Below are 20,580 nucleotides of genomic sequence, written 5' to 3'. Positions count from 1 at the left end.
GCAGCGGGCGGGGCTCAGCCCAGGGACTCCAGCAGCCCCAGGACCGCCGGGCCGACGACCACGATCATCAGCGCCGGCAGGATGCAGACCATCAGCGGGAAGGTGACCTTGACCGGCACCTTCATCGCCTGCTCCTCGGCGCGCTGCCGACGCTTGACGCGCATCTCGTCGGCCTGCACCCGCAGCACGTCGGCGAGCGGGATGCCGTAGACGTCGGCCTGGTTGACCGCCCCGACGAACCGACGCAGGTCCGCCACCTGGGTGCGGGCGGCCAGGGCGTCGTAGGCGGCGCGCCGCGGCCGGCCGGCGGCGATGTCGTGCTGGGTGCGCACCAGCTCCTCGGCCAGCGCACCCCGGCCCGTGGTGGCCGCGCGGGACAGCGCGGCCTCGAAGCCCAGCCCGGCCTCCACGGCGATGGTCATCTGGTCCAGGACGTCGGGCAGCTGGCGCGCGATCACCTGCCGCCGCTCCTGGCCGCGGCCCCACAGCGCTGCTTCGGGCAGGTGGTAGGCCGCGACCACCGCGACCACCGCGACGAGCCCGGCCGGGACGCCGGGCGCCTCCGCCACGAACAGGGTGCCGAGCAGCGCCGCGCCGGCGGCGAGCACGAGCTTGGCCCACAGCACGCGGGTCATCGTGAGGGTGGCCGGGCGGCCGGCGACGTCGATCATGCGCCGGATCCGGCGGGCCGCCGACTCGGGCGTCAGCGCGCGGAGGACGGCGCCGGCGCCGGTGCCCCGGGCCTCCAGCGTGCCCACCTCGAAGGCGGGCGTGACCAGGCCGCGGGTGAGGTTCTGCCGGGCGACGACCAGCGCCTTCCCGGACCGGGCCAGCGTGACCTGGGCCAGGACGGCGAGCGGGAGGACGACGGCGGCGACGCCGACCCACACGATCGTGGGCATCAGAACGTCACCGTCACGACGCGGCGCACCCAGATCGCGCCGACGACCATCAGGACCCCGGCCGTCGCCAGCATGACCAGACCGGTGGCACCGTCCAGGAGCCGGCCGATGTAGGTCGGCGAGACCAGGTGCATCGCCCCACCGACGACGACCGGCAGCGCCAGCAGCACGGCGGCCGAGGCACGGCCTTCCGCCGAGAGCGCCTGCGCCTGACGCCGCAGCTGGCTGCGGTCCCGGATGGTGGCGCCGACGCGGTCGAGCACCTCCGCCAGGTTGCCGCCGACCTCACGGTGGATCGCGACGGCCTGGGCGATCCAGCCGAAGTCGTCGCTGCGCATCCGCTCGGCGACCTCCTCCATGGCCAGGACGACGTCGCGCCCCACCCGGACCTCGTTGAGCACCCGGGAGAACTCCTCGGCGGTGGGCGCGGCGCCGTCGTGGGAGACGGCCTCCAGCGCCCGCAGCACGCTGTGCCCGGCCCGGAGGCTGCTGGCCATCAGCCGCAGCGTGTCGTCGAGCTGCTCGGCGAAGGCGGAGCGCCGGCGGCGGCTGCGCACCTCCAGGGTCACCAGGACGGTGAGCGGGACGGCCAGCGCCAGCACCAGCCCGCCGAGCAGGCCCCAGAGCAGGCCGCCGACGAGGTCGCCCAGCAGCGCACCGGCGACCGTCCCGCCGAAGACCTGTGCCGGTGACCGGTGGACCCCGGCACGTTCCAGCGACGCCACGAGCGCGTCGCGGCGGCCCAGCCGCCGGAGCGCCCGGTCACCGAGCCGGCTCGTCGCGGCGGCCACCGCCGACCGCCCCCGCGGCGCCGGCGCCGCGGTCGGGTCCAGCCGGGTGATCTCCACCCGGGGACGCCGCGGGACGACGAGCAGCCCGACCAGGAGCGCAAGTGCGAGTGCGCAGGCAGCGACGCCGGCCCAGACGAGCGGGCTCATCGGCCCCCACCTCCGACCGGCGCCAGGTGCGGCACCCCCAGCACCCGCGGTGCGACCGTGACCCCGCGCTCGGCGAACCGTTCCAGGAACCGCGGCCGGATGCCGGTGGGCACCGCGCGGCCGAGCAGCCGGCCGTCGCGGTCACTGCCGGCGGAGTGGTCGAAGAGGAAGGCGTCCTGCAGCGTCACGGTGTCGCCCTCCAGGCCCAGCACCTCGGTGACGTGGGTGACCCGGCGGCTGCCGTCGCGCAGCCGGGAGACCTGGATGATCACGTCGACGGCGGAGGTGACCTGCTCCCGCACCGCGCGCAGCGGCAGGTCCATGCCGGCCATCAGAACCAGCGTCTCCAGCCGGGCGACGGCGTCCCGCGGGGAGTTGGCGTGCACGGTGGACAGCGAGCCGTCGTGGCCGGTGTTCATCGCCTGCAGCATGTCCAGGCTCTCCCCGCCGCGGACCTCGCCGATGATGATCCGGTCCGGGCGCATGCGCAGGGAGTTGCGGACCAGGTCGCGGATGCTGATCGCGCCCTTGCCCTCGATGTTGGCCGGGCGGGACTCCAGCCGGACGACGTGCTCCTGCTGGAGCTGGAGCTCGACGGCGTCCTCGATGGTGATGATCCGCTCGCCCTCCGGGATGAACGAGGAGAGCACGTTGAGCAGCGTCGTCTTCCCGGTGCCGGTGCCGCCGGAGACGATGACGTTGAGCCGGGCCGCCACGCAGGCGCGCAGCAGCTCGGCCATGTCGGGGCTGAGCGTGCCGCCCTCGATCAGGTCGGCGATCTGCAGCGGCCGGCGGGCGAACTTGCGGATGGTCAGCGACGAGCCACTGAAGGCCAGCGGCGGGATGATCGCGTTGACCCGGGAGCCGTCGGGCAGCCGGGCGTCGACCAGCGGCGAGGACTCGTCGATCCGTCGGCCGACCCGGGACACGATGCGCTCGATCACCCGGCGCAGGTGCTGCTCGTCGGCGAACCCGGCGGAGGTGCGGACGATGCGGCCGCCGCGCTCCACGTAGACGGTGTCCGGCCCGTTGACCATCACCTCGGTGACGTCCGGGTCGTCCAGCAGCGGCTGCAGCGGGCCGTAGCCGAGCACCTCGTCGGTGAGCTCGGTGATGAGCCGCCGCCGGTCCCCCTCGGACAGCGGGGTCGGCTCGTGCGCGATGACGCGCTGCAGGTCCGCCCGCACCAGGGCGTGCAGCTGCTCGTCGGGGATGTCGGCGTCGGAGAGCTTGCCGCCCAGCCGCTCGAACAGGGCGCGGCTGGCCCGCTCCTTGAGCTGGGTGAGGGTGTCCGGGCCGGCCGCCGGACGGGCGGCCGGGTCGATGGAGCCGGCGCCGACCCTCCCGGCCACCCGGGACGCGAGGCCGGTGGGCGGCGGCGCGGGGCGTCCCACGACCCGGACCACGGGCTCTTCACCCGGGGCCGGCGGGAGCGGCACGGGACCGGCTGCCTGGCCACGGGTCTGGGCGAGACGGTCGCTGAGGCTCATCGGGCACCGACCCGCCGGCGTCCGCGCCGGCCCTGGCCGGCCGCCGCGGCAGGTGCGAGCCGGCCGACCAGCGTCTGGAGCCCACGGGTGACCGGGTCCTTGCCGCCCTTCATCAGCAGCGGGACGCCGGTGTTCGTCGACAGCGGGACGGCGTCGTGCCGCGGGAGCACCAGGTCCAGCGGGGCACCGACGGTCCGCTCGACGTCGGCCAGGGCGAGGCCACCGGCCGAGCCGGCGCCGTTGAGCACCAGGTGGCGGCCGGCCGGCACGAGCTGCAGCTCGCCGAGCACGTCGAGCTCCTTGCGCAGCCCGCGCACCCCGGGCACGTCCATGCTGCCGATCAGCACCAGGTCGGTGGCCCGCTCCAGGGCGGTGAGGGTGTGGTCGGTCAGCCCCGGGGCGGTGTCGACCACGACGTACCGGAACTCCGCGCTGAGCATGTCGACCAGCCGCGCGACCTCGTCCGGGGTGACGGCGTCCCCTGCTGCCGGGGAGTCACTGCCGGCGACCACGTGCAGGCCGGACGAGTGCCGGGTGAGGTAGGTCTTGAGCACGAGCGGGTCGTTGCTGGCGGCGCCGCGCACGGTGTCCGGGAGCGTGTGCTCGGGGACCAGCGCCAGTGCGCTGGCGACGTCCCCGAACTGCACGTCCAGGTCGACCAGCACGGTGGACCCGGGCTCGGCCACGGCCAGACCGAGGGCCACGTTCGTGGCGACGGTGGTCTTGCCGACCCCGCCCTTGGGCGAGGCGACGACCACCACCCGCCGGGTGGGCGCCTGCGGCACCGTCGCCGACGCAGCCCGGCGGGCCTCGGCGCGGGCGTCCGCCCGCTCGAGGACGGCGGTGACGTCGGCGGTGGAGGCGTGCGGGGAGAGGACGTCGCGGACGCCGGCGCGCATCGCCTCGAGCCACAGCTCGGGATCGGTGAAGGCGACGACGACGACGCTGGTGCCCGGTGCCGCGCCGTCGAGCTGCCCGGCGAGGGCGAAGGAGTCGGCCAGCGCGACCTCGGCCCCCAGCACCACCAGGTCCGGGGCGTCCGGTCCGGCGAGGTGGCGGAGCAGGACCCCCTCCGCCAGCGCGTCCACCCCGAGGGCGACGACGTCGCTGCTGCCGGCCTCGGTGAACCGCGCGACGAGGTCGGCGTCGGCACCGATGGTCAGGACCGTGCTCACTGGTCTGCTCCTGTGGTCGTGATCGTGCTGTCCAGGGAGGTGTCGGCAGGATCGACCGACTCCTGGAGCGACAGCCACACGGCGCCCTGCTCCATCCCGGCGATGACCACGGCGGCGTCCTCCGGGGTGAGGGCCAGCGTCACGGTCACCGTCTGCGCGGCACCGGTCAGCGCCGCCGTCTGGTCGTCGGCGCCACCGGTCACCCGGGTCACCAGCACCTCGCCGACGGCGAGGTCGGTCGTGGTCGGGTCGCCCTGGCTGATGAAGACGCCGATCCGGTCGCCGGCGGCCAGTGCCCCGCCCACGGCCCGCTGCGGTTCCAGGGTGAGGCTCACCTCCTCGGTGCCCGGCGTGCGCTCGACCACCCCAGCGGCGGCCGCCTGCACGGACGGGTCGGCGAACCGCGCGAACACCACCTGCTCGCCGGGCACCAGGGACGTGGTCGTGGTGAGGCCGGCCACGTCGGCGAGGTCCTCGACGGAACCCGGGACGACCAGGCGGCTGGGCACCTCCGCGGTCCGCACCAGGTCGGTGAGCTCGGCGGCCGGGGTGCCGGCCGGCACCTCCTGGTCGACGACGAGCACCGGGACCAGGACGGCCCCGGCCTCGGCGCGGGCATCGGCGCCCCGGACGTAGCTGATCAGGACGACGGCGCCGAACGCTGCCAGGGCAAGGGCCGCGAGAGCGGCGAGGACGCGACGCATGGTGGTCATCCCTGAGGAGAGAGGCTGATGGAGGTGGCGCCGAGGTTGGCCGCCGGAGTGCTGCCGGTGGTGCTGGTCGCGGAGGCCGGGACCACCGCGCGGGTGAAGTAGCCGTAGAAGGCCGGCTCGCCGTAGGTCAGCTGGTAGCCGGTGAGGTGGAAGAGGGCATAGCCGTAGACGTGGGCGCGGTAGCCACCGAACAGCCACCCGTCGACGTCGTCCCAGACCGGGATCTGCAGGTCGCTGCCGATGAGGCTGTCCAGGTGCGACGCCGAGCACCGGTTGGGCAGCCAGCTGCTCCAGATGCTGATGTCGATGTACTGGCCCACCGACGACGTCGCCCGGCAGACGGACGCGGAGTCCGTGCCGGTGAGCGCATGCCCGCCCAGCGTGGTCCCGCCCTTCGGCCCGGTGCATCGCGACAGCCAGCTCAGATCCCAGTCCAGTCGGCGAGACACCGTGCTGGTCAGCGGGTACTTGGCGATCTGCCGCTCGTACTCGCACCAGGAGATGGCCAGGGGCAGCTGGGCCACGCCGTGCGACATGGCCTTCCAGGTGGCCGTGGCGGTCGCGGTGACCCGGGTGGAGTCGATGCCGAGCACCGGGGCGAACCAGTGCGCCTGGTCGGCGCTCACCGTGACGGTGACCGTCTGCCCACCGACCGAGACGTCGGGCGTGCGCAGGGTGGCGCCGGCCGCGTCGGCAGCGCCGGCGTTCGCGGTCAGCGCGGAGACGGCCGTCGCGACGGGGTTGCCGCAGGCGCCCTGCGCGCAGTCGGTCGCGACGGCCAGCGCCGCGGCGTCGGCGGCGTTGCGCAGTTGCTCGCGGTCGGCGTAGAGCGAGGCGACGTCCACCGCGATGGCGGCGAAGCCGAGCAACGGCACGAGCATGATCGCGACCAGCACGGCCACGGCGCCGCGCTCGTCGGCCAGTCGCCGCGGGCCGAGCCGGCGCAGCAGCCGGGAGGTCAGCCGCATCGCATGGCCGCCGTCCCGGTCAGGTCCACGCCGGTCGACCCGAGGACTCCGGCGACGAACGTGCGGCGGGCGGTGACGGTCACCGTCACCGTGGTGCCGGCCGCCGCGCCCACACAGGTGACCGGGCTGATGCTGACCGAGGACACCGCCAGCGGGCCGGCCGCAGCCTGCACCGCCGACCGCGCCGACGCCACGGTGCCGGAGGTGACCATGGAGCGGGCGCCCTCCCGGGCCGCCGCGGACAGCGTCGCCTGGGTGTTGAAGGCCGCACTGACCTCCATGATCCCCAGCAGCAGGAGCAGCAGGACCGGGATGACCAGCGCGAACTCGACCGCCGCCCCGCCCCGCTCGCCGAGGAGCCGGCGAGCGGGGCGGGGACGGGGCCGGGCAGGGCTGCCGGACACGGAGCTGCTCCTGTCGTGGGGTCGGGAAGGCGGCGGGGACGACGTCCCCGGTGGTCAGGGACCGCCGGTCAGCTCTTCGGCGCAGCGGGCGTGGAAGCCGGGGTGCCGCCCAGTGAGATGCCGTTGAAGAGGGCCTCGAGCTTCCCGCCGAAGACGAGGACGGCCGCCGCGACGGCCAGGGCGATGGCGCCGACGAGGATCGCGTACTCCACGGCGGAGGCGCCCTTCTCCTCCTTGACCGTCTTCAACCGGTCCGCGACACGGTCGGCGGTGACGTAGGACAGGGTGTGCAGCGTCTGGAACAGGCTGACCAACGTGAGCTCCTGGGGAACCGACCGTCGGCTGATCGGGTCGGGTGACCCGGGTCGCGGTCTTCCCCCCGTTGTTCGGGCGCACAGGACCAGCAGCACAGCCCAGAGCGGTGCGGCTCACCCGGACGGGTGAACGACCTGTCCGCGCGTCACGGCAGGAGCAGGACCCAGTCCTCGGTCAGCAGGGCCGCGACCAGGGCACCGCCGAGCAGTGCCGGCCCGAACGGCAGCCCGGTCCGGCGCCCCACCCGCCGGGCGGCGAGCAGCGCCAGCCCGACCACGGCCTGCAGCAGGAAGCCGAGGAAGAACCCGACCACCACGACCGGCCAGCCGAGCCAGCCCAGGTAGAGGCCGAGCAGCCCGGCCAGCTTGACGTCGCCCATCCCCAGTCCGCTCGGGGCGGCCAGCGCCATCACCAGCAGCACCGCGAAGGCGGCTCCCCCGGCCAGTGCGGCGCGCGCCAGGCTCGACCAGTCGCCGTCGGTCCCGGCGGCGACGGCCAGCAGGGCGAGGCCGCCGAGCAGGCCCGGCAGCAACACCCGGTTGGGCAGCAGCTGCTCGCGCAGGTCGACGACCGTGAGCAGCAGGCCGACGGCGACGAACCACAGCCAGGCGGGCAGCTGCGCCGTCCAGCCGAACCGGAGGGTGACCGCGACGGCGCAGAGCGCCCCGGTCAGTTCCGGCCACGGGGCCCCGATCGCGCGGGCCCGCCGGTCGACGCGGACTGCGACCGCCCCGTCGCCGGCCTCGACCCGACGCGGGGCGACCAGCGCCAGCGAGTCGACGACGCGGCCGGTGACGGCTCCGCCGAACCCGGCGACCACGGCGGCGAGCAGAGCGCTCACGTCAGGCGGGGCGGGGTCCGGTGCAGCACGCCGCACAGGGTGACACGCGGACACCGCTCCGCCGGGCAGGCGCGAGGCGGTCGGCTACGTGCGCTCGCGCCGGACAGCCACCACCAACCAGCGGTCCTCGGCGTCGTCGACCTCGGTGACGCGCCAGCCGGTGCCGGCGAGCAGCTCCCGGATCCGCGGCTCGCTCCGCACGTCGTCCCGGGTCAGTTCCCGGCCGTGCCGCCGGGCCAGCGCCGCCCGGCCGACCGGGTGGAACAGCCCGAGCCGTGCGCCGTCGGCGGCGACCCGGGCCAGCTCGCGCAGGCCGGCCTCGGGATCGGGCAGGTGGGAGACCAGCCCGGAGGCGAAGAGCACGTCGAACGACCCCGCCGCGAACGGCAGCCCGGTGACGTCGCCACGCACCAGGTGCGCCAGCTCCCCGCGACCGCGCCGCCGGGCCTCGGCGAGCATCTCGGCGGTCAGGTCGAGCCCGACGAGCAACCCGGCCGGGCCGGTGGCGGCCCGCAGCACCGGCAGGGCGCGCCCGGTGCCGCAGGCGGCGTCGAGGACGGCGTCCCCGGTGCGCACCCCCAGCTCGGCGACGGCCCGCTCGAACCGGGGCCCGTCGTCGGGGAACCTCTCCTCCCAGGCGGCGGCCCGGGAGCCGAAGAACGTCTGGGTGTCGCTGCCGGTCAGTCGGTCTCCTCGGCGGGGGCGGTGTCGCACTGCTCGTCGGCGAGCGTGGCCAGCTCCTCGACCAGCGGAGCCGCGTCGGCGGAGCCCAGGACGACGGTGAGGTTCTCCCCCGTCGCCGGCCGGAGCAGCGGGACGACGCCGAGCGCCTCGACCAGCTGCCGCACCGGCTCCTCCTGACCGTCGAGGTGCTCGATCGCCGAGTCGGTGACCTCGGCGCTGCTGACCGTGCCGAGGGTGAGGCCGGCGTCGGTGAGGACCCGGGTCACCGCCTCGACCAGGGCCGGGTCACCGGCGCCGTCCAGCACGTCGACGACGACCGGCTCGACCGGCTCGAACCCGATGCCACACAGGGCCGGCTCCGGGCTCGGCTCCGGTGCCGGGGCAGGCGCGGGCTCCGGCGCCGGGACGGGCTCCGGCTCGGGAGCCGGAACCGGCGCGGGCTCCGGCTCAGGCGCGGGCTCCGGTGCTGGGGCAGGAACGGGCTCCGGCTCGGGCTCAGGAGCCGGGACGGGCTCCGGCTCGGGCTCAGGAGCCGGGACGGGCTCCGGCTCAGGCGCGGGCTCGGGCGTCGGCGCAGGCGCAGGAGCCGGGACCGGCACGGGCTCCGGCTCCGGCTCCGGCTCCGGCGCGGGCGCAGGAACCGGTGCGGGCTCCGGCGCGGGCGCCACCGGCGGTGCCGGCTCGGCCAGGAGCGGCGGGGGCTCGACCGGCGCTGCGGGCGGCTCGACAGCCGGCGGCGGCTCGATCGCGGGCGGCGGGGCCGGGGCGGCCGGTGGCACGGTCGGCGCCGGACCGTCCGGGGTGGGCACCGGTTCCGGCGTCGTCCCGGCGTACGTGGCGGACAGCGCGAGCACCGTGGCGACGTAGCTGTCGGAGTGGTTGTAGGCGAAGACGGCGCGCGCCTGGCCCTCCGGCGTGGAGAGGTCCCCACCCGCGGCGCAGAGGTACCTGCCGGTGGCGACGGCTGCGTCGTTGATGTTGAAGGGGTCGCGACGGCCGTCGCCGTTGCCGTCGCTGTCGTACATCGCCCACGTGGTCGGGATGAACTGCATCGGGCCGACGGCGCGGTCGTAGACGGTGTCGCCGTCCAGCAGGCCGTCGTCGGAGTCGAGGATCCGGGCGGTGTTGTTGGTGCCGTCGAGCGGGATGCCGATGATCGGCGGGCTCGACAGCCCGTCGGTGTGCAGGGTGGCGCCGGCGAAGCGGCCGTGGTTGGACTCGACCCGGCCGATGGCGGCGATCAGGGTCCAGCTGATGCCGCAGTCGGCGGAGAGCGCGGCGGCGCGCTCATAGGCCGTCAGTGCGGTCGACGGGATCCCGCTGGCGGCCAGCGGGGACGCCCCGCCGGTCGGGGCGGCGGCGGTCGGGGCGGTGGCCGTCGCGGGGGCGCTGCTGGGATCGGCGTCGGTCGCGATCGCCACGGTCTCCAGCAGCGGTTCGAGCGGTGGCGCGAACTCGTCCCGCAGACCGGACGGCGGGCGCGGTACGAGCGCGTCGTCCTCGACGGCCATCAGGCGGGAGGAGTGCGATGGCGCCGGGATGGCACCGGGTGCGGCGCTGGCCGCGGGGAGGAAGGCGACCAGGGCGGTGGTGATGCCCGCGCTGGCGACGACGCCGGGTGCCCGCACCCGGCTCGACCGGGTCCTCGTGTGCCGTCCGCGGCGGGCCCGGTTCATCAGCCGAGGACCCGCACGTGCTCGCATGGCATGACTTCGGGCACCAGTTCCCCCTGTGGCCGTCAACCCGCTGCGGCCGGGCGGGCATCGAACGATGCCCGGCTCCGGACGAGGACGACCGTAAACCGGGCCCCCCGGCTGCGCCATGCCCGTTCGGTGAACTCCCGGCAGCCGACTGTGGTCGGCGCGCGGGCGTACGACGGTCACCCCGCGAAACGGGCGGGCCGGAACGTAGCGAGCAGGGGGCTCGACTCCCCGTCCAGGACCTCCTCGGCGAGCAGTTCGCCGGCGATGAGGCCGAGCGTCGCGCCGCTGTGGGTGAAGGCGACGGTGAGGCCGTCGATGCCGGGGACGGCGCCGAGCACCGGGTGCCCGTCGCCGGGGATCGGCTTGCGCCCGACGCCGTAGGACGCGCAGGACAGCACCGGCTGACCGGCCAGCACCTGCGCCGCCTCGGACAGCAGCCCCTGCACGGTGGAGTGGCGGACGCCGAACGTCCCGTCGTCCCGACGCACCACCTCCTCCTCCGACCAGCCGGCGTCCAGGACGATCCCGCCGCCCGGGGCGGGCCGGAGGGCCACCCGCGGCGTGTTCAGCACGGCGCGGAGCCGGTGCGCGAACGGCGGGGTGCGCACGAGCAGCGCGCTCGAGGTGGCGTCGGGCAGGTGTACACCGAGACCGGCGAGGGTGCGCGGGACGTCGGCGCCCGTGGCCAGCACGACGGCGTCGGCATCGAGCACCTCACCGGTGCCGGTCCGCACGCCGACGACCCGGCCGCCCTGCACGACCGCCCGGCAGGCGCCGGCCGAGGTGTGCACCGCTCCCCCGGCGGCCCGCAGGTCCCACACCAGCTGCGCGATGAGCGACGGCAGGTCGACCCAGCCCTCGTCCGGGTTGAGCAGCGCGCCGTCGTCCGGGACCGCGCCGGCGTCCACCCCGGGGAGCCGCGCGGCGACGTCCGCGCTGCTCAGCCACTCGGCCGGGTAGCCGATCGCGCGCTGGTGCTCGAACGAGGAGCGGACGCCGTCGCCCCAACGGAGGCCGCCGTCGAAGGCGATGTGCGCCGTCGAGTCGGGGCGGGCGGCGAAGGCCCGGTACCGCTCGAGGCCGAGCATGCGGAGCCGGTGGTACTCCGGTGGGAAGTCGCCGGCCGAGTTCAGCCAGGCCAGCGACCGTCCCGACGCGCCGCTGGCCGGCTCGCCGTCCGTCACGAGCGTGACCCGGGCACCCCGGGCGGCCAGCTGCGTCGCCGTCGAGGTCCCGAGCACCCCACCGCCGAGGACGACGGCTCGGATCTGGCCACTGCCTCCACTCCGCACCCCCGCAGTCTCCCGGAGAGGTGTCACACCCGGCTCGCGGCCGGTGTCTCCATGTCGACCCACCACACACCTGGAGGAGACATGACGGGCAGCACCCGCGTCCCGGCGACCGAGGTCACCGGCGTCTACGGAGCCCTGGTCACGGCGATGACCCGACGGATGTTCGGCACGGTGCCGGAGTCGATCGGCGTGATGTGGCACCACCCGCCGGTGTTCAAGGCCCTGATGGGGCTCGGCCGGAGGTCCGAGTCCTGGGACCGACTGGACCGCGACCTGGCGTCGTTCGCATCCATGGCCGCGGCCAGCACGATCGGCTGCAGCTTCTGCCTGGACCTGCACCACTTCCTGACCCACGACCGCGGGCTCGACGAGGCCCGGGCGCGGGAGGTGCCGCGGTGGCGGGAGTCCGACGTCTTCACGCCCCTGGAGCGCCGGGTGATGGAGTACGCCGAGGCGATGAGCCAGACGCCGCCGGCGGTGACCGACGAGCTGTCGGCCGCCCTGCTCGCCGAGCTCGGGGCGCCGGCGCTGGTGGAGCTGACTGCCAGGATCGGCGCGATGAACCTCACCGCCCGGGCCAACGTCGCGCTCGGCATCCGGTCCGCGGAGTTCTCGGCGTCCTGCGGCCTACCGCCGCTGGCTGCCCCGTCGCGGACCGACGCCGCCTCGGCATGACCGACGACCCGTTCCTGGCCCACCGCAGCCTGCTGTTCACCGTCGCCTACGAGATGCTCGGCTCGGCCGCCGACGCCGACGACGTCGTGCAGGAGACGTGGCTGCGGTGGGCCGAGGCGGACCGCGCGGAGGTGCGTGACCCGCGGGCGTACCTGGTCCGGGTCGTCACCCGGCAGGCGCTGAACCGGCTGCGCACCGTGGCCCGCCGCCGGGAGGACTACGTCGGTGAGTGGCTGCCCGAGCCGCTGCTGACCAGCCCGGACGTCGCCGAGGACGTCGAGCTCGCGGAGAGCGTCTCGCTGGCGATGCTGACCGTGCTGGAGACGCTGGGGCCGACCGAGCGTGCGGTGCTGGTGCTGCACGAGGTCTTCGACGTGCCGTACGAGGAGATCGCCGAGGCGGTGGGCAAGTCGGGCGCCGCCGTCCGGCAGATCGCGCACCGGGCGCGGGAGCACGTGGCCGCCCGCCGTCCGCGGATGGTGGTCGACCCGGCCGAGCAGCAGCTGGTGGTGGACCGGTTCCTGGCCGCGCTCACCGGCGGCGACGTGCAGGCGCTGCTGGACGTGCTCGCGCCGGACGTCGTGGTGGTCGCGGACGGCGGCGGCCTGGCGCCCGCTGCCCGGCGCCCGTTCGCCGGCCGGGAGCGGGTGGCCGGGGCGCTGTCCCGGTTCGCCGCGTTCGCGCCCGGGGTGCTGATCACCACGCCGCTGATCAACGGCGGGGTCGCGGCGCGGATCGACCCGGGCGGCGAGTTCGACACGGCGATCACGTTCGTCGTGGCGGACGGCCGGATCTCCCGGATGTACGCGGTGCGCAACCCGCACAAGCTGGGCCGGCTCGACGAGGTGGCGGAGCTCCGGCGCTGACCGGCCGTCAGGCGGACGGTCCGACGACCTCCGCCAACCCGAGGGTGCGGATCAGGTCGAACCGGGAGGCGTCCTCGGTGCCCGGCTCGGCGGTGTAGGTGACGATGCGCAGGTCGGTGCCGATCACGGTGAGGACGTCACAGTCGACCGTCACCCGGCCGACACGCGGGTGCACGAAGGTCTTCGCCTGGAAACGGTGCTCGACGACGGTGCCCTCGGCCCACAGCTGCGCGAAGCGTGGGTCGGGCTGCAGGTCGGCGAGCAGCGCCCGCACGGACGGATCGTCCGGGTAGCGGATCTGGGCGCTGCGCAGGTCGGAGACGAGGGCCCGCTGGTGGCGTTCCAGGTCACCGTCGCTCCACACGACCTGCGGGGCCCGGCCGGCGAACTCCGCGGCGACCAGGTTGAGGCCGGCCGGCATGTCCCCCAGCAGTGCGCGCCAGGCCGCGTTGGCGGTCAGCAGGGTCCAGTGCGCCGTCCACACGCCGATCGCGACGTCCGGGAGCCGGGCCAGCAGCCGCTGCACGCTGGCCGGGATGTGCGTGGGGACGGCGCTGGGCAGCGGGGCGGGCAGGCCGGCGGCGAGGTACAGCTGGTCGCGTTCGAGGTCGGACAGCTGCAGCACCCGGGCGAGCGAGGCGACGACCTGAGCCGAGGGGCGGTCGGCGCGGCCCTGTTCCAGCCGCACGAGGTAGTCGACCGAGACGCCGGCCAGCAGGGCGACCTCCTCCCGGCGCAGCCCCTTGGTGCGGCGCTGCCCGGTGGGGAACCCGACCGCGGCCGGCTGGAGGCGTTCCCGCCATGCGCGCAGCAGCGCCGCGAAGTCCCCTCGGTCGGTCATGGGCTCATCGTCGTCCACCACGGCCGGGATGGGTGGTACTGCCAGTCATACGGTCGGACGGGACCACCGGACGCCGCCCGATCGGGGGCACCGTCGGTGGCATGACGACGACATTGATCACTGGCGGCAACAAGAGCCTCGGCTTCGAGGCGGCCCGGCGACTGAAGGACCTCGGGCACCGGGTGGTCATCGGCGCCCGCGACCCGGAGCGCGGTCAGCGCGCGGCGGAGGAGCTGGGCGTGGAGTGGGTGCGCATCGACGTGACCTCCGACGAGTCGGTGGCCTCGGCGGCGAAGGAGGTGCGCGAGCGGTTCGGCGCGCTGGACGTGCTGGTCAACAACGCCGGCATCTCCGGGCCGATCGGCGCGGTGGAGGACTACACCGCCGCCGACCTGATGGCGGTGCTGGACACCAACGCGGTGGGGATCGTCCGGACGACGCACGCCTTCCTGCCGTTGCTGCGCGAGTCGGCGGCGCCGGTGATCGTGAACGTGACCAGCGGGCTCGGCTCGTTCGCCGTGCGCTCCGACGAGTCCCGGATCGAGCACTCGGTCCCCTCGCTCGGGTACTCGGCCAGCAAGGCGGCGGTCAACATGCTCACCTCGGTCTACGCCCAGTTCCTCCCGGAGCTGCGGATCAACACGGTGGACCCGGGCTACACGGCCACCGACTTCAACGGCCACGCCGGCCCGCAGACCGTCACCGAGGGCACGGACGCGATCGTCGCGATGGCGTCGATCGGCGCGGACGGCCCGACCGGCACCTTCACCGACCGGCACGGCGCCGTCGCCTGGTGACGTTCGCCCTGCTCAGGGCCCGGGGTGGCTGGCAGCCACGACCGTGGGCTCGGCTGACCCACGATCCGGTCACGGCCGTTCCATTTCCGCTCCGGGCTGCCCTACTGTGCGGCGTCCACTGCGAGCGCACAGACGGGGAACAGCATGAGCCAGCCGCCTTTCCATCAGCCGCCCTCGCAGTGGGGGCCGGCCTTCGGGCCGGGCGGCGACCCCGCGCCTGCTGAGGTCTCACCGGAGCCCGGGCAGCCGTTCTACCGGCGGACCTGGTTCCTCGCAGCGGCCGGCGTCGCGGTGCTGCTGGTCGGCGTCGGGATCGGGAGTGCGGGCAGCAGCACCTCGACCGTTGCGGTGGCCGACGCTGCGCCGGTCACCGCGACGGCACGGGCGACCACGACGGTCACGGCCACCCCACCCGCGCCGGCCGCAGCGACCGTGACCGAGACGGTGACCGTGACGGCGTCTGCCGCTGCTGCTCCCGCCGCTACAGCCAGAGCCCCGCAGCCCGTGCCCGCACCGGCACCGGCACCCGCACCGGCTCGTGCGCCCGGGCAGACGGTCGGGCAGGAGAACGCTCTCGAGTCCGCCAACGACTACCTCGAGTTCTCGGCGTTCTCTCGCTCCGGTCTCATCGAGCAGTTGGAGTACGAGGGCTACTCGACCGCGGACGCGACGTGGGCTGTCGACAACACGGGTGCGAACTGGAACGAGCAGGCGGCCCGGACCGCGCAGGACTATCTCGAGTACAGCTCCTTCTCCCGGTCCGGCCTCGTCGACCAACTGGAGTACGAGGGGTACACCCCCGAGCAGGCCGAGTACGGCGTCAGCCAGACAGGCCTCTGACGTCGCGCGGCGGGACGTCGCACGGCGCACGGCGCGCACCGGTAGCCGGCCACGGTCGAACTGTGGCCGGCTACCGGGGTCGGGCAGTCAGTGCAGCAGGGGGCCGATCAAGATCTCGGTCCCGTCGGGGCGCCAGGTGCGCCATCGCCCGTCCGGTTGTCGTTCGACCCGGAACCCGTGGTGGACCTTGGTGTGGTGGCGTTCGCACAACAGCGCTGAGTTCTGCAGGTTGGTCTCGCCGCCGTGCAGCCAGTGGACCAGGTGGTGGACGTCGCACCAGTGGGTCGGGGCGCCGCAGCCGGCGAACACGCAGGACTTGTCCCGCCGCTCAACTGCCTTGCGCAGCCCGGGGGTGACCACCCGGTGGTCCCGGCCCAGGTCCAGCGGGACCCCGTCGGGACCCATCACGATCCGGGAGATGCTGCCGTCACAGGCCAGGTAGCGGGCCCGTGCCGCGGAGATCGTCGCCCCGAAGCCCATCTCCGCCGCACCCGCGCCGGTCGCGGGGTCGACCAGGTCGTCGAGGTCGATGCCGACCACCACGTGCGGCTTGACAGTGCGCAGGATCGGCAGGCTGCCCGAGGCCAGCTGGTTGTCGCAGAGCTGGACGAGCGCGTCGGCGTTCTGCTGGGCTCGGGTCCGCTCATCGCCCCGGGGGCGGTCGGCCTGCACGATCGACTCGATCGCCGCCTGCACCTTCTCCCCACCGACCGCGTCCAGGTCGAACCGGCCGGTGACGCTGCCATCGGAGTGCTTGGCGATCGTCAGCCGGCGACCCTCCGTCGGATCAGGCTCCGGGCCGTCCGGGTCGAGGGCGTCCTCGAACGCCTGCATCGCGGCCACCAACGACTGGTGCGGCGACTCCGCCGCTACCTGCGCCCACGCCTGATCGAACGCGGCGAGATCGATCCCCTGCTCCTCGGCTTGAGCCCGCTCACGCTCCCCCACCGCGGCAGCGACCACGTCCATCTGCGCCGCCGTCACCGCACCTTCAGCGAACCCGGCGGCCAGCGCCGGGAAGTGCTCCAACGCCCGGCCCGACCGCAGGATGCGCGAGGCGTCGGCCGGCGCCAGCCGCGTGTGCCCGATCAGCCACGACCGCATCGACTTCAACCCGTCGTGCTCGGCGGCCTGGGTGGTGTCCGCGCGGCGCACGGTACGGGTCAGCTCCGCGGCGATCCGGTTATGCACGGCCACCAACTCCGCGATCCGGTCGAGCAAGCCGCCTTCCGTCAGCCCGTGCAGTTCCTCGACCGCCAAGGCGTCGAGAGCCGACATCAACTCGCTCACGACACCTCCCGCAGCATTCGAACGTGTGTACGAATGCTATCGCGAAAGCGGATGCCGCTCAACCCGAATTCCCAGGTCAGACGCTTGTCCACAGATGTCCGAGGCACCTTGACACGCCGCCGGAGAGCGGTGCCGAGATGCCCGATGAGCGGCCGACGGCAAGAGCACCGGCATTGAGCGACGTCCGATGTCGAGAACCCGCGACCGGTTCCGTCTCCCGGGTGTCCGCGGCCACGATGGCCGCACCACCAGCGAGGAGAACCACGATGGCCAAGTACCTGCTGCTCAAGCACTACCGCGGCGCGCCGGCTGCGGTGAACGACGTCCCGATGGACCAGTGGACCCCCGACGAGGTCTCCACCCACATCCAGTACATGCAGGACTTCGCGGCGAAGCTCGAGGAGACCGGCGAGTTCGTCGACGGTCAGGCGCTGGCCCCGGAGGGCTCGTGGGTCCGGTACGACGGCGAGGGCCGCCCGCCGGTCACCGACGGTCCGTTCGCGGAGACGAAGGACCTCATCGCCGGCTGGATGGTCATCGACGTCGACACCCACCAGCGCGCCGTCGAACTGGCCGGCGAGCTGTCGGCGGCGCCGGGAGCGGGCGGCCGACCGATCCACGAGTGGCTCGAGCTGCGCCCGTTCCTGGGCGCGCCCCCCACCATCACCGAGTGACCGCACCGGTGGACGACGTCCTGGTGCGCAGCCTGGTGCCGGGCGTGCTCGGCGTCCTCGTCCGCCGCGGAGCCGACTTCGCGGCGGCCGAGGACGCCGTCCAGGAGGCGCTGGTCGATGCGGTCCGCAGCTGGCCGACCGCCCCGCCGCGGGACCCGACGGGCTGGCTGGTCACCGTGGCCTGGCGCCGGTTCCTCGACGTGACCCGGGCGGAGACCACCCGCCGCCGCCGGGAGGAGACCGTCGCCGACGAGCCGCCGTCCGGGCCGGCGCCCTCGGCGGACGACACGCTGCGGCTGTACTTCCTCTGCGCCCACCCGTCGTTGACGCCCGCGTCGGGGGTGGCGCTCACGCTGCGCGCCGTCGGCGGGCTGACCACCCGGCAGATCGCCGCGGCCTACCTGGTGCCCGAGGCGACGATGGCCCAGCGGATCAGCCGTGCGAAGCGCACCGTGTCCGACGTCCGCTTCACCGAGCCCGGCGACGTCGCCACCGTGCTGCGCGTGCTGTACCTGGTGTTCAACGAGGGCTACTCCGGGGACGTCGACCTGGCCGCGGAGGCGATCCGGCTCACCCGTCAGCTCGCAGCCGCCGTCGACCACCCGGAGGTGGCGGGACTGCTCGCCCTGATGCTGCTCCACCACGCCCGGCGCGCCGCCCGTACCGCGCCCGACGGCAGCCTGGTGCCGCTCGCCGAGCAGGACCGTCGCCGGTGGGACACCGCGCTGATCAGCGAGGGAGTCCAGGTGCTGCAGGCGGTCCTGGGCCGCGACCGGCTGGGCGAGTACCAGGCCCAGGCCGCGATCGCGGCGCTGCACGCCGACGCGAGGTCGGCCGCGGAGACCGACTGGGTGCAGATCGTGGAGTGGTACGACGAGCTGGTCCGGCTGACCGGCAGCCCGGTGGTGCAGCTCAACCGCGCGGTCGCCGTCGGCGAGGCGGACGGTCCGCGCGCCGGCCTGGCAGCGCTCGCCGCGGTGGACGACGTACTCCCCCGCCACCGTGCCGTGGCCGCGTACCTGCACGAGAAGGACGGCGACCGGACGACGGCGGCGCGGCTCTACGCCGAGGCGGCCGGGATGGCGGGCAACGCGGCCGAGCGCGACCACCTGACCCGCCAGGCGGCCCGGCTCAACTCCCGCTGACGGCCGAGCCGATGACTTCCCCGTCGTCCCGGAGTCAGTGCTGCGAGGCGACCGACCCCGTAGGAGACCCCATGCCCACGATCCTGCCCATGATCCTCACCGCCGACCCGGAGAGCCTGAGGGACTTCTACGTCGGCGCCCTGGGCGCGCAGGTGGTCGAGCGGACCCCACCGGAGGACGACGGCGACCCGCCGTTCTTCCTCAGCCTGCGCATCGGTGACTCGGTGTTGGGGCTCGTCCGTGAAGCCGAGCCGCCCGCCGGCAACCGGACCCTGCTGGGGATCGACGTCCCCGACGTCGACGCGCTCCTGGACTCCGTGCGCTCGCACGGCGGCGCGGTCACCGGGGGGCCGACGGACATGGCGTGGGGCATGCGGGTGGCCCACGTGAGCGACCCGGACGGCAACCCGATCAACCTGCAGTGCCCCATCAGGGACTGAGGCGGGCGCGGTTGATCCACTCGCGGAGCAGTGCGCCGAACACCTCGGGCCGCTCGTGCACCAGCGCGTGGCCGGCGCCCTCGACGACCGCGAGGGTGGCGTTCGGGTGCTGGCCGAGCAGGCCGACCGCGTCCGCACACCCGACCGTGGAGTCGCGGCGGCCGGCGACGATGAGCGTGGGCCCGTCGTAGCCGCCCGCGCCCAGGTCGATCGACCACCCCGCGAAGACCCGCTCCAACGCGGCTTCGTCGACCAGCGTCGTGCCGGGGACGACGTGGTCGCGGTAGCGGCGAGCGGTCGTCCGGGTCCTGACCACGAAGTACTCGTCGAACCCCGCCCGCTGCTCCGGCGCCAGCTGGTCATGGGCGTCGTCGTCCTGACGGACCACCTCGTGCTCGGGGACCTGTCCGGTCCGCTCGCCGAGCGGGCACACCAGCGCGAGGCCGCGCACGAGGTCCGGACGGCGGGCCGTCAGACCCCGGGCCAGGTAGGCGCCGTAGGAGTGCCCGAGCAGCAACACCGGCTCGCCGGCCAGCCGTTCGATGAAGCCGGCGAGCAGCGTGACGACGTCGTCGTTGCTCGTCAGCCCGTCGGCCGTCGAGCGCCCCATCCCGGGCAGGTCCGGGTACAGGCGACGCAGCCCGACATCCGGGACGACGGCCTCGACCGCCGCCTCGATCTCGCGGTGGTCGACACCGGCACCGTGCAGCGCGACGAGTGGCGGGCCGGTCCCGTGCTCGACGTGGTGGACCGAGATCCCGTCGACCTGGCTGTCCATGCCGGCACGCTAGTCGTCCTGACCGGACACGTTGATCGAACAGATCAGTCGCTGGGGCCGTGTACGGGTCTGGCGTTCGCTGGGGGTGTCCCGACCTCGTCGATCGTGTGGCTGCCGCAGGCGATCGTGGTTGTGCTGGCCTGCTCGATGCGGGACACGGTGAACCACCGCATGGCGTTGCGCAGCCGGCACCAGCCGATCAGGTGCCACTGGCCGTTCGTGGAGGCGAACAACACGGGTTCGACATCGCGGGTGGTCGTGGTGCCGTCGCTCGAGGTGTAGCGGATCCGGATCACTCGTTGCTCGGCCATCGCCGCCTCGAGCGCTGACGTGACAGCGCGCGATCTGGATGGTGGCGCGTTGACCCAGACGCGGCGTGCCAGCTCGTCGGCCTTCGCTCGGGTCCTGGGGTCGAGGACATCCACGATCTTCTGGACCGCAGCTGAGGCCAGATCGCCGTAGGGGGCGTCGGGTGCAGCGGAGACAGCCGCCAGGAGCGCCACCGCCTGGGCCGGAGAGAGACTGACGGGCGGCAGGGACCCGCCTGTGGTCAGTCCGTAGCCACCGCCGGGTCCGGGACGTGACCAGATCGGCGCGCCGCTGTTCTCCAGCGCAGCGAGGTCTCTCTTGACCGTTCGCACGGACACGTCGAACTCGGTCGCCAGCCGCTCGGCGGTGCATCCTCGCGCGCCGTTGCGGCGCAGCATCTCGGACAGTGCGTGGAGCCGTTCCGCTCGCTTCACTGTCCGAACTCGGCGGCATTCATGACATAAATCGTGACATACAGCTGTCCAGACGGCCTAGGAGCA

At 74.4% G+C, this 20,580-nt stretch carries 23 protein-coding genes; 7 read left to right on the top strand and 16 right to left on the bottom strand.

The genetic code is table 11. From position 1 onward, the window contains the following. Positions 1 to 14 precede the first annotated feature (14 nt). The 12 genes from O2V63_RS03895 to O2V63_RS03840 all read right to left on the bottom strand — a co-directional run bounded on the left by O2V63_RS03895 (position 15) and on the right by O2V63_RS03840 (position 11,425). Positions 15 to 902, bottom strand: coding sequence for a type II secretion system F family protein (locus O2V63_RS03895; RefSeq protein WP_269166252.1), 888 nt, complete (start codon positions 900 to 902; stop codon positions 15 to 17). Next, the gene (locus O2V63_RS03890) at positions 902 to 1,840 is read right to left on the bottom strand and encodes a type II secretion system F family protein (RefSeq protein ID WP_269166251.1); all 939 of its coding nucleotides are present in this window, start codon (positions 1,838 to 1,840) and stop codon (positions 902 to 904) included. Before O2V63_RS03890 ends, O2V63_RS03895 begins: the two co-directional genes overlap by 1 nt. Next, positions 1,837 to 3,234 (bottom strand): CpaF family protein, encoded by a 1,398-nt coding sequence (locus O2V63_RS03885; RefSeq protein ID WP_269166250.1) that lies wholly within the window; start codon positions 3,232 to 3,234, stop codon positions 1,837 to 1,839. Before O2V63_RS03885 ends, O2V63_RS03890 begins: the two co-directional genes overlap by 4 nt. Positions 3,235 to 3,326: 92 nt before the next feature. Beyond that, positions 3,327 to 4,505, bottom strand: coding sequence for an AAA family ATPase (locus tag O2V63_RS03880; protein ID WP_269166249.1), 1,179 nt, complete (start codon positions 4,503 to 4,505; stop codon positions 3,327 to 3,329). Next, positions 4,502 to 5,218, bottom strand: coding sequence for a Flp pilus assembly protein CpaB (cpaB, locus tag O2V63_RS03875; RefSeq protein WP_269166248.1), 717 nt, complete (start codon positions 5,216 to 5,218; stop codon positions 4,502 to 4,504). Before cpaB ends, O2V63_RS03880 begins: the two co-directional genes overlap by 4 nt. Continuing rightward, on the bottom strand, positions 5,215 to 6,186 hold the full coding sequence (locus O2V63_RS03870; protein ID WP_269166247.1) for a pilus assembly protein TadG-related protein: 972 nt from the start codon (positions 6,184 to 6,186) through the stop codon (positions 5,215 to 5,217). The genes cpaB and O2V63_RS03870 overlap by 4 nt, the downstream gene beginning before the upstream one ends. Continuing rightward, the gene (locus tag O2V63_RS03865) at positions 6,177 to 6,590 is read right to left on the bottom strand and encodes a TadE/TadG family type IV pilus assembly protein (protein ID WP_269166246.1); all 414 of its coding nucleotides are present in this window, start codon (positions 6,588 to 6,590) and stop codon (positions 6,177 to 6,179) included. The genes O2V63_RS03870 and O2V63_RS03865 overlap by 10 nt, the downstream gene beginning before the upstream one ends. A 68-nt stretch (positions 6,591 to 6,658) precedes the next feature. Further along, entirely contained in the window at positions 6,659 to 6,904 is a 246-nt protein-coding gene (locus tag O2V63_RS03860; protein ID WP_269166245.1) for a Flp family type IVb pilin, read from the bottom strand. Positions 6,905 to 7,050: 146 nt separating this feature from the next. Beyond that, entirely contained in the window at positions 7,051 to 7,746 is a 696-nt protein-coding gene (locus tag O2V63_RS03855; protein WP_269166244.1) for a prepilin peptidase, read from the bottom strand. Between the two features lie 84 nt (positions 7,747 to 7,830). Beyond that, the gene (locus O2V63_RS03850; RefSeq protein ID WP_269166243.1) at positions 7,831 to 8,460 is read right to left on the bottom strand and encodes a class I SAM-dependent methyltransferase; all 630 of its coding nucleotides are present in this window, start codon (positions 8,458 to 8,460) and stop codon (positions 7,831 to 7,833) included. Continuing rightward, complete coding sequence (locus tag O2V63_RS03845; protein ID WP_269166242.1) at positions 8,427 to 10,058, bottom strand: lytic transglycosylase domain-containing protein; 1,632 nt, start codon at positions 10,056 to 10,058, stop codon at positions 8,427 to 8,429. Before O2V63_RS03845 ends, O2V63_RS03850 begins: the two co-directional genes overlap by 34 nt. Before the next feature lie 251 nt (positions 10,059 to 10,309). Continuing rightward, entirely contained in the window at positions 10,310 to 11,425 is a 1,116-nt protein-coding gene (locus O2V63_RS03840; protein ID WP_269166241.1) for an NAD(P)/FAD-dependent oxidoreductase, read from the bottom strand. An 81-nt stretch (positions 11,426 to 11,506) separates the two neighbouring features. Between O2V63_RS03840 and O2V63_RS03835 the strand changes: the two genes are divergently transcribed. Together O2V63_RS03835 and O2V63_RS03830 are read left to right on the top strand one after the other, a co-directional pair. Beyond that, entirely contained in the window at positions 11,507 to 12,100 is a 594-nt protein-coding gene (locus O2V63_RS03835; protein WP_269166240.1) for a carboxymuconolactone decarboxylase family protein, read from the top strand. Continuing rightward, the gene (locus O2V63_RS03830) at positions 12,097 to 12,966 is read left to right on the top strand and encodes an RNA polymerase sigma-70 factor (protein ID WP_269166239.1); all 870 of its coding nucleotides are present in this window, start codon (positions 12,097 to 12,099) and stop codon (positions 12,964 to 12,966) included. The genes O2V63_RS03835 and O2V63_RS03830 overlap by 4 nt, the downstream gene beginning before the upstream one ends. Positions 12,967 to 12,973: 7 nt before the next feature. On the opposite strand, the gene O2V63_RS03825 is transcribed toward O2V63_RS03830, so the two are convergent. Beyond that, complete coding sequence (locus tag O2V63_RS03825; protein WP_269166238.1) at positions 12,974 to 13,807, bottom strand: helix-turn-helix transcriptional regulator; 834 nt, start codon at positions 13,805 to 13,807, stop codon at positions 12,974 to 12,976. Positions 13,808 to 13,908: 101 nt separating this feature from the next. Between O2V63_RS03825 and O2V63_RS03820 the strand changes: the two genes are divergently transcribed. Then, on the top strand, positions 13,909 to 14,604 hold the full coding sequence (locus tag O2V63_RS03820) for an SDR family NAD(P)-dependent oxidoreductase (protein ID WP_269166237.1): 696 nt from the start codon (positions 13,909 to 13,911) through the stop codon (positions 14,602 to 14,604). A 144-nt stretch (positions 14,605 to 14,748) separates the two neighbouring features. Continuing rightward, positions 14,749 to 15,444 (top strand): Ltp family lipoprotein, encoded by a 696-nt coding sequence (locus O2V63_RS03815; protein WP_269166236.1) that lies wholly within the window; start codon positions 14,749 to 14,751, stop codon positions 15,442 to 15,444. A gap of 87 nt (positions 15,445 to 15,531) precedes the next feature. On the opposite strand, the gene O2V63_RS03810 is transcribed toward O2V63_RS03815, so the two are convergent. Further along, on the bottom strand, positions 15,532 to 16,734 hold the full coding sequence (locus O2V63_RS03810) for an HNH endonuclease signature motif containing protein (RefSeq protein ID WP_269166235.1): 1,203 nt from the start codon (positions 16,732 to 16,734) through the stop codon (positions 15,532 to 15,534). A 266-nt stretch (positions 16,735 to 17,000) separates the two neighbouring features. Between O2V63_RS03810 and O2V63_RS03805 the strand changes: the two genes are divergently transcribed. The 3 genes from O2V63_RS03805 to O2V63_RS03795 all read left to right on the top strand — a co-directional run bounded on the left by O2V63_RS03805 (position 17,001) and on the right by O2V63_RS03795 (position 18,993). Beyond that, positions 17,001 to 17,408: a YciI family protein gene (locus O2V63_RS03805; protein ID WP_269166234.1), complete on the top strand. Its 408-nt coding sequence runs from the start codon at positions 17,001 to 17,003 to the stop codon at positions 17,406 to 17,408. Continuing rightward, positions 17,405 to 18,553: an RNA polymerase sigma factor gene (locus O2V63_RS03800; protein WP_269166233.1), complete on the top strand. Its 1,149-nt coding sequence runs from the start codon at positions 17,405 to 17,407 to the stop codon at positions 18,551 to 18,553. Before O2V63_RS03805 ends, O2V63_RS03800 begins: the two co-directional genes overlap by 4 nt. A 71-nt stretch (positions 18,554 to 18,624) precedes the next feature. Further along, positions 18,625 to 18,993 (top strand): VOC family protein, encoded by a 369-nt coding sequence (locus O2V63_RS03795; RefSeq protein ID WP_269166232.1) that lies wholly within the window; start codon positions 18,625 to 18,627, stop codon positions 18,991 to 18,993. Here O2V63_RS03795 and O2V63_RS03790 read toward each other — a convergent pair. Both O2V63_RS03790 and O2V63_RS03785 read right to left on the bottom strand, forming a co-directional pair. Continuing rightward, the gene (locus O2V63_RS03790; RefSeq protein ID WP_269166231.1) at positions 18,983 to 19,771 is read right to left on the bottom strand and encodes an alpha/beta fold hydrolase; all 789 of its coding nucleotides are present in this window, start codon (positions 19,769 to 19,771) and stop codon (positions 18,983 to 18,985) included. The genes O2V63_RS03795 and O2V63_RS03790 overlap by 11 nt on opposite strands. Positions 19,772 to 19,815: 44 nt before the next feature. Next, complete coding sequence (locus O2V63_RS03785; RefSeq protein WP_269166230.1) at positions 19,816 to 20,514, bottom strand: helix-turn-helix transcriptional regulator; 699 nt, start codon at positions 20,512 to 20,514, stop codon at positions 19,816 to 19,818. Positions 20,515 to 20,580 lie beyond the last annotated feature (66 nt).

This window comes from Modestobacter sp. VKM Ac-2977, from assembly GCF_026968045.1.
Taxonomy (GTDB): Bacteria; Actinomycetota; Actinomycetes; order Mycobacteriales; family Geodermatophilaceae; genus Modestobacter.
The sequence above is the reverse complement of the archived record's forward strand: the minus strand, read 5'-3'. Positions and strand labels throughout refer to the sequence as shown.